We start from the raw sequence: 12,892 nt of genomic DNA, 5'->3' as shown, positions 1-12,892 counted from the left end.
ACAGATGTGAGCGTTGCCATAGTGGAGCGACAGGGCGGGCGAGTCAACGGCCGGTGTTCACTCGGTGTTGCCGGGGCGCGGTCGGGCTCGATCAAGGTTGATTGTGCAAACACCCTTGACGGGCAAGGGGTATGAGTTCCGCTAACGGTTGAAAGAACCCCTTCAAAAACCAATGAAGATCACGTACCGTGCTCGGTCGGAGCGCAGTACGAGGAACAGGTTCATGCGACTGAGGCATTCGGGCGATCTGCGGCGGGCGCACCGCGTCGAGGTCGTGCGGAGCTTCTACGGTGGCGAACCGCGGACGCGGCTGGAACTGGCGAACCAGCTCGGCCTGTCCGTCGCCACGATCGGCACCATCGTCGGTGAGCTGACGAACGCCGGCTTCCTGAAGGAGACGGCGGGACCGCGCACCGGCGGACGCCCGGCCACGCGGCTCACGTTGCGCGGCGGCGGTTCGCTGGTGGTGGGGGTGGACGTCACCGAGACGCACGTGACGGCCGAGTTGTTCGACCAGGCGATGACGCGACTGGCCCGGAAACGGGTTCCGGTGGTGGAGAACGCGCCACGAGCCCTGGTCGAGCAGGTTCTCGCCGCCGTGACCGCGGTACGGCAGCAGGTGTACGAGGCACCGGTCAGCGCGATCGGGGTCAGCCTGCCAGGACAGGCCGAGGGGCAGTTGCGTTCGTTGCTCGAACGACGCTGTGACGTGCCGGTGTTGCTGGACCACCCGTTGAAGGCGATCACGCTGGCCGAGCTGATGTTCGGCGCGGCGCGGGACCAGGACGACGTGATCGTGGTCGACCTGGGCACCAGTGCCGGTCTGGGCATCGTCGCCGGCGGCCGGTTGGTGCGCAGTGCGGGGGAGTGGGGGCACACCGTGCTCCACGCCGGCGGGGAGAGCTGCCGGTGCGGGGGTCGCGGATGTGTGGAGACCTACGTCGGAGCCGGCGCGCTCGTGCGCCTGCTCGAGGACGCCGGCAGCTCACTGATCGTGCCCGGTGACCGGGAGGCGACGGTGGCGCGGTGCGGGGAAGCCGTGCGGGACGGGGACTCCGCGGCGCTGGAGTCGCTCACCCGCTACGCCCGTCCGCTCGGCCTGGCGCTCGCCAACGCGGTGACCATGCTCAGCCCTGAGCTGGTCGTGTTCAGCGGGTGGATGAGTGCCGCGCTCGGGGAACCGCTCGTGTCCGCGGTCAGCCCGGTGATCAAGGAGTACGCGCTCGCGACGTCGTTCGAAGCGGCGACCGCCGTGCTGGGCAGGCACCTGGACAGTCCGGTGTCACTCGGCATGGCCGTGCTCGCCTTCGAAACCCATTTGCTCGACTGAACTTCTGAGGGGATCCATCCATGGGGCAACGCAGCCCTTTCAGAGCCATGTCCGCGGTCGTGGTGTGCCTGGTCGCGTCCGCGTGTGCGGCCGGCACTCCACCACCGGCGCCGGAACCCGAGATCACCGTGGCGGTGTGGGGCAGCGACCAGGACGCCAGGACGTATCAGCAGCGCGTGGACCTCGCCGGCGAGCGGGTCGACGGCGTGAAGGTCAAGTTGTTGCACGTCCCCAACAACGGCGACTACGGCGCGAAGATCCAGTCGATGATCTCGGAGGGCAACCCGCCCGACATCATCCAGGTCGCGGAGTCGGTGCACAGCTACAGCAGCAAGAACCAGCTGCTGCCGCTGAACACCCTGATCGAGTCGGAGAAGGTCGACCTCGTCGCCAGGTTCGGTGAACGGGCGGCGCACTCCTACGACCGCGAGGGCAAGACGTGGGCGCTGCCGGACCGCAACGGGCCGATGGTGCTGTACTACAACAAAGATCTCTTCGACAAGGACGGCGTCGCCTACCCGACCGCCGACTGGAAGTGGCCGGACTTCCTGGCCGCCGCGCAGAAGCTGACGGTCCGGGACGGGGACAGGACCATGCGGTACGGCTTCGCCGCGGGCGACTGGTGGCCGTGGTGGATGGCGTTCATGCTGCAGAACGGCGGCCGGATCCTCGACGACGCGGGCAAACCGGTGATCAACTCGCCGGAGAACGCCAAGGCGATGCAGTTCTACGCCGACCTCGTGCACAAGCACCACGTCGCGCCGTCCAAGAAGGACTACGAGGCGCTGAAGATCTCGAGCCCCGACCAGCTCTTCGCCCAGGGCAACGCGGCCATGATCATGACCGGCTTCTGGAACATCGCCTCGCTCAAGGAGACCCCGCAGATCCGATGGGGCATCTCGCCGCTGTTCAAGAACACCAAGCAGGCGACGATCTCGTTCCAGAGCGGGCTCGCGATCACGAAGTCCAGCAAGCGGCCGGAGCTCGCGTTCAAGGTGCTCGACTTCCTGACCGGCGCGGAGGGGCAGAAGCCGATCGCCACCAACGGCCAGGACGCTCCCGCCAACCGCGAGGTGCAGGACAGCGACGACTTCCTGAGGCCGGCGTGGGCGATCTCGGACGTCAACATGTCCGCGTTCAAGCAGTCCGCCGAGTTCGCCTTCACGCCACCGATGACGCCCGAGTGGGGCAACATGCAGAAGGCGTTCGGGACGATCATCGGTGAGATCTGCGACGGCGTCGTCACCCCGAAGGACGGCCTCGCCGCCGCCCAGCGTTCTCTGGAGAACCTCGGCAAATGACCGTTCGGAGGGCGAGGTCACCCGCCCCGCCCTCCAGCGCCTCGGCAAAGTCGGCCGCCGGCCGTCGGCCCTGCATCGATGGCGTGTGCAAGTACTACCAACTCAACATCAACAGGCACTTTCCTGCTACCAACTGGCAGTGTCCCGTCCTGCGGCGGCGCCGATCGAGCCAGGCGTCGCTGCCGAGTTGGGTGTGGGTAGCGGCGGTTCGATCATGAGTTGGTGGTACTTGCACACGCCGACCAGCAGAAACGGCTTTGCCCTCCAGGTTCATTGACGATCTATCGAGTGCCAGCTAAGTTGACGCTCACTTCAGGGACTGTCCGCGTGTTCCCTTTCCACCCCTGCACTGGGCGCCGTCGCGCGCCCGTCGGGAAAGGTCCGCATGTCCTTTCGTCATCTCACTTTCACCTCGGCGCTCCTGGCCGTCGCCCTGACCGCGGCAGGCCTCGGGATCTCCGTCACGACCAGTTCGGCGGCAACGCTCGACGACGGCCTCGTGGTGCACTACGACCTCGGCCAGACCTCCGGCACCACGGTGACCGACACCTCGGGATTCGGCCGCGACGGCACGCTCAGCGGTGACACGACGTGGCTGGGCGCGGAAGGCCTGCGCCTCGGTGGTGCGAACGGCCACGTGCGCCTGCCCGACAACGTGATCCGCGGACTGACCGACGTCACCGTCTCGGTTCAGGTCGACCTCGCCGCCGACCAGTCCGTCCCGTACTTCATCTGGGGCCTGGGCAACACCGGCAGCGGCTACCTCTTCGCGACGGGCGACCGGTTCCGCGCGTCGATCGCGACCGGGAACTGGTCGACCGAGCAGACCGTCGACAGTGGACGGAACCTCGCGCGGGGAGGCTGGCGCACGATCACCTACACGCTCGGCGGCGGTACCGCGGTGCTCTACGAGGACGGCGTCGCGATCGCCAGGAAGACCGGCGTGACCACCACTCCGGGTGCCATCGGAGACGGCATCACCACGGCCAACTACCTGGGCCGCTCGGTCTACCCGTCCGACCGGTACCTCAAGGGCAGGGTTCGCGACTTCCGGCTCTACGGCCGTACGTTGAGCGCGGGCGAAGCGCGTGAGCTCGGGAAGACGACGGCGTCGGCCAGGCCCGCGGCCGACGTCGCGGCGCTCGACCTGGGCGACACGTCGGCCGTGACCGACGATCTCACACTGCCGGTGTCGACCCCCGGTGGCTCGGCGATCTCCTGGGAGTCGAGCAAGCCTTCGGTGGTCTCGGCGACCGGGGCGGTCACCCGGCCGGCGCCCCGTGCGGGCAACACGTCGGTCACGTTGACGGCGACCGCCACTTACGCGGGATACACGGCGTCACGCGACTTCACGGTGACCGTGCTGGAGGACATCACGGACCGGCAGAAGGTAGACAACGCGTTGAAGGACGTCGTGATCCACGACGAGGACGCGATCCGGGGCAACATCGCGCTGCCGGTCAAGGGCGCCCGTGACGTCGCGTTCACCTGGCAGAGCAGCGATCCCCGCGTCGTGACCGCCACCGGCGAGGTGACCCGGCCGCCGTACGGATCAAGGCCGCGAACCGCTCGTCTCTCGGTGCGGGCCACGAAGGGTTACACCAGCAACACCCGCTACTTCACGCTCACCGTCCTCCCGCTGCCGAAGAAGGCGGCGATGGAGGGGTACGTGTTCGCCTACTTCACCGGCGAGTCCACTCAGGACACCGAGCAGGTGCACTTCGCGGTCAGCAGGGGCAACGACCCGTTGCACTGGGACGAGCTCAACGGCGGCCGTCCGGTGCTGAGGTCGAAGCACGGCGAGACCGGCGTGCGCGACCCGTTCGTCATCCGCAGTCCCGAGGGCGACAGGTTCTTCCTCGTCGCGACCGACCTGCAGATCAACGACGGCCGCGGCTGGGACGCGGCGATGCGGCACGGCAGCAGGTACCTGGAGATCTGGGAGTCGACCGATCTCGTCACGTGGTCGGACCAGCGGCACGTCCTGGTGTCCGAGGCCACGGCCGGCATGACGTGGGCGCCTGAAGCGACGTACGACCCGTTGATCGGTGCCTACGTCGTCTACTGGGCGTCCAATGTGTACTTGCCGAGCGACGAGGACCACACCGGCTCCACCTACCCGCGGATGATGTACGCGACCACCCGCGACTTCCGCACGTTCACCACCCCGCAGGTGTGGAACGACCCAGGGCGGGGCGTGATCGACTCGACCGTGCTCAAGGACGGCGAGCACTACTACCGCGTGACTACCGACGAGAAGCTCATCGGCGCGTGCGAGCGGGACATCGTGCTGGAGCGCTCGAAGGACCTGCGGGCGGTGGATCTTCCCGGGTCCGGGCCGCGCAACTGGGAGCTCGTCGACGACTGCGTCCGCACCGGCCTCGGCACCGACTGGGTCGAAGGCCCGACGGCGTTCAAGTCCAACGACGGCAGCAAGTTCTACGTCTTCGTCGACGAGACACCGCGCCGTGGCTACGTCCCGTTCGTCACCGACTCGCTGGCGAACCCGAAGTGGACGATCCCGGCGGACTACCAGCTGCCCGCGAAACCACGCCACGGCACGGTGCTGCCGGTGTCGAAGGCCGAGCTCGAACGGTTGCGGCAGGGCCCGCCGCCCGCGCGTGCCAACAAGAAGGGCGTGCTGGCCGACTACGACCTGAGCGGCGGATCGGGGCCGGTCGTCGCCGATCAGTCCGGAAACGGCCGTGCGGCGACGATCCGCGGCGACGTCACCCGCTCGGAGGACGGGCTCGTCTTCGGCGGGAAGGCCGGCCACCTGGACCTGCCGGACAACCTCATGACCGGGCTCGATCACCTCACGGTGTCCGCGCAGGTGTGGGTCGGCGACGCGTCGAGGGGGCCAGCGCGCGGAAATTGGCACACCATCACGTGCACGTTGTCGAATGGTAGCGCTCGTTTATTCGACAACAGTGTCGAATTCGCGCGGCTGGAAGGGGTGGCGATGAAACCGGATGAACTCACGGGCATCGCCGCGATGAACTCGGCCGCACCGCACTTCCAGGGCAAGATGCGCAGGTTGACGGTGTGGAACCGAGTTCTGGCAGGTCAGGAGATCCGCGCGCTCCCACGGTGAAACGCATCGATGGCGCAGGCCCAGTCCGCGGTCTCGGGTACATCGGGTGGTCGTGGAGCGGCAACGGCGGCGGCGTCGAGTACCTCGACATGGTCTACTCCTTCAACCCGTCGCGACTGACGTCGTGGGGACAGCGGTTCCTCAACGGCGCCAACGGGGTCCGGCAGACGTCGAAGCAGGCCACGATCTACGGCTGAGTCCCGGGTTGTCCACAGGACAAGCCGACGTCATGGGCTTGTCCGCAACGGACAGGTCGCGGCAGTGGGCCACTCGGCGGTGTGGGACCGGATTTCCAGGTGGTTACAGTCCGGTTTCTGGGAGCGTTCCCAGAAACCGGATTCCCCCTGTCGGACATCCTCAGGAGGTCGTTTTGACCTGGCGATTTCTTCGGGCGGTGATGGCCGGCCTGCTTCTGGCGGCCTGCGCCGTCATCGCTCCGGCCCCGGCCAGTGCCGCCGCACCCGCGCGGATCATGGCCCTCGGCGACTCCATCACCGGCTCGCCCGGTTGCTGGCGGGCCCTGCTCTGGAAGCACCTGCAAGACACCGGGCACACCGACGTCGACTTCGTGGGCTCGCTGCCGGCCAGCGGCTGCGGGTTCGCTCACGACGGTGAGAACGAAGGCCACGGCGGGATCCTGGCGACGAACATCGTGCGGGACAACCAGCTTCCCGGCTGGCTGTCGTCAGCACGCCCCGACGTCGTGCTGATGCACCTGGGCACCAACGACGTGTGGAGCAACATCCCGGCGCAGACGATCCTCAACGCCTACACCGCGATGCTCCGTCAGATGCGCGCAGCCAATCCCGCGATCAAGCTGATCGTGGCCCAGATCATCCCGATGAACCCGTCCAACTGCTCCGCGTGCGGACAGCGGGTCGTCGATCTGAACGCCGCGATTCCCGGCTGGGCACAGGCGAACAGCACGGCGGCCTCGCCGATCACCGTGGTCGACCAGTGGACCGGCTTCAACACCGGCGCGGACACCACCGACGGTGTGCACCCCAACAGCTCCACGGGCATCCAGAAGATCGAAAGCCGCTGGTACCCGGCCGTGGTCGCGGCACTGGGCGGCGGCAGCACCCCGACCGCGGGCCTGCACGTCGAGGGCACGCGGGTTCTCGAGGGCAACGGCACGCCGTTCGTGATGCGCGGCGTGAACCACGCCTACGTCTGGTACCCGACCCAGAACCGAGCCTTCGCGGACATGAAGTCGTTCGGCACCAACACGGTCCGTGTCGTGCTCGGCAGCGGCCAGCGGTGGGGACCGACGCTGGCCGCCGAGGTCACCAACGTGATCTCGTTGTGCAAGACGAACAAGATGATCTGCGTGCTGGAAGTCCACGACACCACGGGCTACGGCGAAGAGAGCGCCGCCGCGTCCCTGGACCAGGCCGCGACGTACTGGATCAGCGTGGCCAACGCGTTGAAGGGCCAGGAGAACTACGTCGTCATCAACCTCGGCAACGAGCCGTTCGGCAACAACGCCGCGGTCAGTGCCACCTGGGCGAGCGCGACGAGCGGCGCGATCAACCGGTTGCGCGGCGCCGGGTTGCAGCACCTGATCATGGCCGACGCGCCGATGTGGGGTCAGGACTGGGGCAACATCATGCGCGACAACGCGGCCTCGGTGTTCAACTCCGACCCCCAGCGCAACACGGTGTTCTCCATCCACATGTACGGCGTCTACGACACCGCGGCCGAGATCAACGCCTACTTCGACGCGTTCCGGACCGCCGGCCTGCCGCTGGTGGTGGGGGAGTTCGGGCTCAACCACAGCGATGGCAACCCGGACGAGGACACGATCATGGCGCAGGCCCAGGCTCGCGGCCTCGGCTACCTCGGCTGGTCGTGGAGCGGCAACAGCGGCGGCGTCGAGTACCTCGACATGACCACCAACTTCAACCCTGCGAGCCTCACGCCGTGGGGCGAGCGGTTCCTCAACGGTGCCAACGGGGTCCGGCAGACGTCGAAGGAAGCCACGATCTTCGGTGGTGGTGGCGGCGGCGACACGGAGGCACCGTCCACTCCGGGCACTCCGACCGCCTCCGGGGTGACGTCGACCGGTCTCACGTTGAGCTGGGCGGCATCGACGGACAACGTCGGTGTGACCGGGTATGACGTGTTCCGCGCGGTGGGCAGTGGTTCGTTCGCGCTGGTGGGTTCGACAGTCTCGGCGACCTTCACCGACAGCGGTCTGACGCCGTCGACGGCCTACCGGTACCAGGTGCGGGCCAAGGACGCGGCCGGCAACGTGTCGGCCAACTCCGGCATCGTGACGGCGACGACCAGCGCGGGTGGCGGCACCGGGACGTGCAAGGTCGGCTACTCGGCCCAGGCCTGGGGCGGTGGCAACGGCTTCACGGCCGGCGTGACCATCACCAACACCGGTACGAGCGTGGTCGACGGCTGGACCCTGGCCTTCACCTACGCGAACGGCCAGAAGGTCACCCTGCCGGGATGGGGTGCCACGTTCGCGCAGTCGGGCGGCAACGTCACCGCCACGAACCTGACCTGGAACCGCACACTGGCACCGAACGCGTCGACGAACATCGGGTTCAACGGCACGTTCAGCGGCACCAACCCGGCGCCGGCCTCGTTCACACTCAACGGCAGCACCTGCACGATCGGTTGACATTTGAACGATTCAACCGGTGATGTCTGATTGCGGACAGCCTGCTCCTGCACGCCTTGACACTCTCGACTGCTCATAACACTCTGGCCGTCGCCGTAGCGATTGAAACGTTTCATCCAGCGACGAAGGTGGAGACGACGTGCGCAGACGCGAGTTCCTCAGGACATCGGCGGTCGGGCTGTCCGCGACGGCGCTCCCGGTCGGGGTGGCACAGGCAGAACCGGAAGGGCGCGGGAGCGGGTTGCGCGTCGTGCGCACCACGGTCGAGTACGCGGAGACGCTGCTGGGCACCGACGTCACGGCACCGCGGCTGGGCTGGGTGCTCGCGGCGGGTGGTACCGGCGCGCGGCAGACCGCCTACCAGGTCGAGGTGGGCACCGCGCCCGGACGTGCGGACGTGTGGCAGTCCGGCCGCGTGAGTTCCGATCGCACCACCGGGGTTTCTTTCGGTGGCAAGGAGTTGAAGCCGCGCACGCGGTACCACTGGCGTGTCCGGGTGTGGGACGGCGCGGGCCGGCCGTCGGGGTGGAGCACGAACAGCTGGTGGGAGACCGCGCTGCTGGGCACGCCCTGGCAGGCGAAGTGGATCGGCGCACCGGACACCTCGATCAGCTTCTCCGGCGCGTCGTGGATCTGGTCGGCCACGACTCCGGCGGCGAGTCGCTGGTTCCGCACCTCGCTGGACCTGCCGGCGGACGCGGTCAGGGCTCGGCTCGTCGCGACCGCGGACGACGACTTCACGTTGTACGTCAACGGAACCGAGGCACTGCACGTGCCGGAGCAGGTCGACGTGTGGAAGGTCGGGCAACGCGCCGACGTGACCCGCCTGGTGGGCAGGCGAACCGTGCTGGCCGTGCGCGCCACGAACCGATCAGTCGGCCCGGCTGGACTTCTGCTGCGCCTGGTCGTCGAACTCGCCGACGGTCAGCGCGAACTCGTCACCGGACCTGGCTGGAAGGTGGCCGAGACCGAGCAACCCGGCTGGCGGACTCCGGATTTCGACGACTCGTCGTGGGCCGCCGCGACCGTGCTCGACCCGTACGGCCAAGGTCCGTGGGGTTCGAACGTCACGGTCCGGGAGCAGCCCGCGCCGCTGCTGCGCAAGGAGTTCACGCTCGGCAAACCGGTCGCGAAGGCCCGGTTGTACGTGAGTGGGCTGGCCTACTACGAGACGGAGATCAACGGCCGCCGGGTCGGCGACCGGGTGCTCGATCCCGGCTTCACCGACTACGACAACACCGTGCTGTACGCGACACACGACATCACCGGCCTGGTCCGCGCCGGCCGCAACGCGATCGGTGTGACGCTGGGCCGCGGTTTCTACGGCATGAAGACGCCGAACGCGTGGCGCTGGGAGCGGCCGCCGTGGCACGACGAGCCGAAACTGCTGGCACAGCTGGAGATCGACCATCCGGACGGTACCCGCACCACCATCACGTCGGACGAGTCGTGGCGGCTGACCGACGGCCCCACGGTGTCGAACTCGCTCTACACCGGCGAAACCTACGACGCCCGGCTCGCACCACGCGACTGGACCAAACCGGGCTTCGACGACTCGAAGTGGCAGTCCACGCCGGCCCGGCCGGCTCCCAAGGGCACGCTGAAAGCCCAGGAGCACGAACCGATCCGCGTGGTCGAGTCCGTCACTCCCGTGGTCAGCTCACCGAAACCCGGCGTGTTCGTGGCCGACATGCGGCGCACGATGTCCGGCTGGACGCAGCTCACGGTGAAAGCACCGGCGGGCACGGTGGTGCGGCTCAAGCACGGTGAGACGCTGAACGCCGACGGCACGGTGCACGCGGAGAACGGCCTGGTGACCGGCAGCCGCGTCCAGCTCGACGAGTACGTCTGCGCGGGCGGCGAGGAGACGTGGGAGCCGAAGTTCTCCTACAAGGGCTTCCGCTACGTCGAGGTGACCGGACTTGCCTCGGCACCCAAGAAGCTGGTCGGTCGCGTCGTGCACTCGGACGTACCGCAAGTGAGCACGTTCCGCTGCTCGGAGCCGTTGTTCGAGCAGTACGACGCCGCGATGCGCCGGACCGTCGTCAACAACCTGCACGGCATCCCCACCGACACCCCGACCTACGAGAAGAACGGCTGGACGGGCGACGCCCAGGTCGGCGCTCAGTCCATGCTCGCCGAGTTCGGCATGGCGAAGTTCTTCACCAAGTGGCTCGGCGACCTCGCGGACAGCCAGGACGCGGCCGGCCAGCTGCCGGTGATCGTGCCGAGCGGCGGCTGGGGTTACCGCGAGCTCGCACCCGCGCCGGAGTGGACGACCGTGTACCCGCTCGTGCTGCGGGAGATGTACCGGATCTACGGCGACGACCGGCTGCCCGCCCAGCACTGGCCGGTGCTGACCCGCTACCTGGACTGGGAGATCGGCAGGCTGCGCGACGGACTCGCCGTCACCGCGCTCGGTGACTTCCTTCCACCCGGCTCCGGTGGCCTCCCGCCAGAGGACACCAGGCTCACCGCGACCGCGTACCTCTACCGCGCACTGCTGCACACCGCCGAACTCGGTGACGTGATCGGCAAGCCGATTCCGCGCTATCGCGAAGTGGCCGCCGGGTTGCTGACCGCGTTCAACAGGACGTTCCTCGACGGCTACTACCGCACGGCCAAGGATCCCGACTACCGGCAGACCTCGAACGCGATCCCGCTGGCGTTCGGCATGGTGCCCGCGGGGTCCGTCCAAGCGGTCGCGGACAAGCTGGCCGCCGAGGTGAAGGCCAACGGCAATCACGTCAACGTCGGCTGCCTCGGCGCGAGCGTGTTGCTGAAAGCTTTGAGCGACAACGGACACGCCGACGTCGCGCACGCCATGGCGACCGAGCGTTCGTATCCGAGCTGGGGCCACTGGTTCTCCAACGGCGCCGACACCATGTGGGAGATGTGGGACACCGGCACCCGGTCGCGCAACCACTACTTCAAGGGCACAGTCGTTCAGTGGCTGTACGAGCACGTCGCCGGGCTGGTACCGGGCGACGCGGGTTACCGGACGTTCACGGTCAAGCCCGTCACCACGATCTCGTGGGCACGGCTCGAGTTCGAAAGCGTGCGCGGACGCATCTCCGTGGCGTGGGCCAAGGTCGACGGCGTGCTGCGGCTGACCGTCGAGGTGCCGGTGGGCTCGACCGCGGAGGTGCACGTGCCGGGAGTGGGAGTGAAATCGGTGCCGCACGGGCGGTGGACGTTCAACGGAACAGCTTGAGCGGCACGGCATCCGCGAGCATGCGGTAGCCGACCGGGTTCAGGTGCAGGTGATCGCCGACGTCCGCGGCGGGCAACAGCTGCCGCGGACTGGCGGGATCGCGGACGGCGGCGTCGAAGTCGAGGACGGCGTCGAACCGGCGGCTGGTGCGGATCCATCGGTTGACGGTCTGCCGGGCGTCTTCGCGAAAGCCGGCGTCGTATCCGCTGCCGCCGAACGGGAGCAGCGTCGCTCCGAACACCTTGATGTCGTGTGCGTGGGCCCGTTCGACGATCTGCTGGTAGGCGCCGATCAGGTCGTCGGCGACCTGCTTCTGGGCGGGTTCGGTGGATTGGGCGGTGCCGATGTCGTTGACGCCCTCGAAGAGGATCAGCCACCGGACTCCGCTCTGCGCCAGCAGATCGCGGTCGAGACGGGCCAGCACACTGGGGCCGAGGCCGTCGGCGAGCACCCGGTTGCCGCCGGCGGCCTGGTTCAGCACCGCGACACCGCCCCGCAGCCGGTCGGAGAGCCGGTCGGGCCAGCGGTCGTTGCCGTTGGTGGTGCTGCCACGGCCATCGGTCAGCGAGTCACCGATCACCACCACGGCCGATGCGCTCGACTGCACCTCGACGCCGCTGAGGAAGTACCAGTGGTCGGTGGGCGTCGCGCCCGGCAGGTCCGCGGACTCGGTGTGGTTGCCGGCCAGCAGGTGGGACGTGGTGCGGGAGCCGGGGTGCGAGGTGATCTCGGTGGACGCCTGGCCGCGGGCGAGGTAGGTGGTCACCGTGAGGTTCGTGCCCGGCTTCAGCGTGAAGTTCAGCTGGTCGGACACGATCAGGGCGCCGCGCGGAACGTCCACTGAGGACTTTCCGTTGAACGTCACCCGTTGCACGGTGTCCGGCTGGATCGCGCTGACCCCTGCGCGGCCGTCCTTCGGGAGTGCGACGGTGACGGCGGTGATCGGCAGCACCGCGCCGCCGAACGCGTTGCTGAACCGCAGCCGGATGCGGCGGCCGGCGGTCGTGACCCGGACGGTCTGGCGCAGCGTGGCGTCGGCCAGCACCAGGCCGTCCTGGGTGAAGGGTGGAGGCGGCATGTTGCCGGGTTCGGTCAGCTGTGGCATCGACGTCCAGGCGTTGACCCAGCGGGTTCGTGGCTGGGCCTGGGCGACGGCGGGGGTGAGCACTCCGGTGGCGGCCAGACCGAGGAACGAACGCCTGCGCATCTCGCTAACCTAGGAGGGCGGGCGAGGACCGGGCAATCGCTGACGGTTTCGAATCCGGTTTCGAAACCGTCGGCAGGGGAGGCTTTGCACTGAGACGCAATAGCTTCTTCG

At 68.2% G+C, this 12,892-nt stretch carries 7 protein-coding genes; 6 read left to right on the top strand and 1 reads right to left on the bottom strand.

Annotation, left to right across the window (positions count from 1 at the left end; all coding sequences use genetic code 11):
- Positions 1 to 223 precede the first annotated feature (223 nt).
- From ACWGE0_RS03880 to ACWGE0_RS03855, 6 genes are all read left to right on the top strand, one after another.
- Positions 224 to 1,330: an ROK family protein gene (locus tag ACWGE0_RS03880; RefSeq protein WP_452259383.1), complete on the top strand. Its 1,107-nt coding sequence runs from the start codon at positions 224 to 226 to the stop codon at positions 1,328 to 1,330.
- 47 nt (positions 1,331 to 1,377) lie between these two features.
- Entirely contained in the window at positions 1,378 to 2,631 is a 1,254-nt protein-coding gene (locus ACWGE0_RS03875; protein WP_452259382.1) for an ABC transporter substrate-binding protein, read from the top strand.
- A gap of 385 nt (positions 2,632 to 3,016) precedes the next feature.
- Complete coding sequence (locus ACWGE0_RS03870) at positions 3,017 to 5,725, top strand: immunoglobulin-like domain-containing protein (protein ID WP_452259381.1); 2,709 nt, start codon at positions 3,017 to 3,019, stop codon at positions 5,723 to 5,725.
- Entirely contained in the window at positions 5,722 to 5,922 is a 201-nt protein-coding gene (locus tag ACWGE0_RS03865; RefSeq protein WP_452259380.1) for a hypothetical protein, read from the top strand. The genes ACWGE0_RS03870 and ACWGE0_RS03865 overlap by 4 nt, the downstream gene beginning before the upstream one ends.
- Before the next feature lie 200 nt (positions 5,923 to 6,122).
- Positions 6,123 to 8,360, top strand: a complete 2,238-nt coding sequence (locus ACWGE0_RS03860) for a cellulase family glycosylhydrolase (RefSeq protein WP_452259379.1) — start codon at positions 6,123 to 6,125, stop codon at positions 8,358 to 8,360.
- A 139-nt stretch (positions 8,361 to 8,499) separates the two neighbouring features.
- Positions 8,500 to 11,574 (top strand): family 78 glycoside hydrolase catalytic domain, encoded by a 3,075-nt coding sequence (locus ACWGE0_RS03855; protein WP_452259378.1) that lies wholly within the window; start codon positions 8,500 to 8,502, stop codon positions 11,572 to 11,574.
- Here the strand turns inward: ACWGE0_RS03855 and ACWGE0_RS03850 are convergent.
- Complete coding sequence (locus ACWGE0_RS03850; RefSeq protein WP_452259377.1) at positions 11,558 to 12,781, bottom strand: GDSL-type esterase/lipase family protein; 1,224 nt, start codon at positions 12,779 to 12,781, stop codon at positions 11,558 to 11,560. The two genes, ACWGE0_RS03855 and ACWGE0_RS03850, sit on opposite strands and share 17 nt — an antisense overlap.
- Positions 12,782 to 12,892: the final 111 nt, after the last annotated feature.

Source organism: Lentzea sp. NPDC054927 (assembly GCF_053610285.1).
The sequence above is the reverse complement of the archived record's forward strand: the minus strand, read 5'-3'. Positions and strand labels throughout refer to the sequence as shown.

Excerpts from the sequence above, each read along its gene's own strand:
- ACWGE0_RS03880 (WP_452259383.1), top strand. The coding sequence starts at position 224 with ATGCGACTGAGGCATTCGGGCGATCTGCGGCGGGCGCACCGCGTCGAG.
- ACWGE0_RS03860 (WP_452259379.1), top strand. The coding sequence starts at position 6,123 with ATGGCCGGCCTGCTTCTGGCGGCCTGCGCCGTCATCGCTCCGGCCCCG.
- ACWGE0_RS03875 (WP_452259382.1), top strand. The coding sequence starts at position 1,378 with ATGTCCGCGGTCGTGGTGTGCCTGGTCGCGTCCGCGTGTGCGGCCGGC.
- ACWGE0_RS03870 (WP_452259381.1), top strand. The coding sequence starts at position 3,017 with ATGTCCTTTCGTCATCTCACTTTCACCTCGGCGCTCCTGGCCGTCGCC.
- ACWGE0_RS03850 (WP_452259377.1), bottom strand. The coding sequence starts at position 12,781 with ATGCGCAGGCGTTCGTTCCTCGGTCTGGCCGCCACCGGAGTGCTCACC.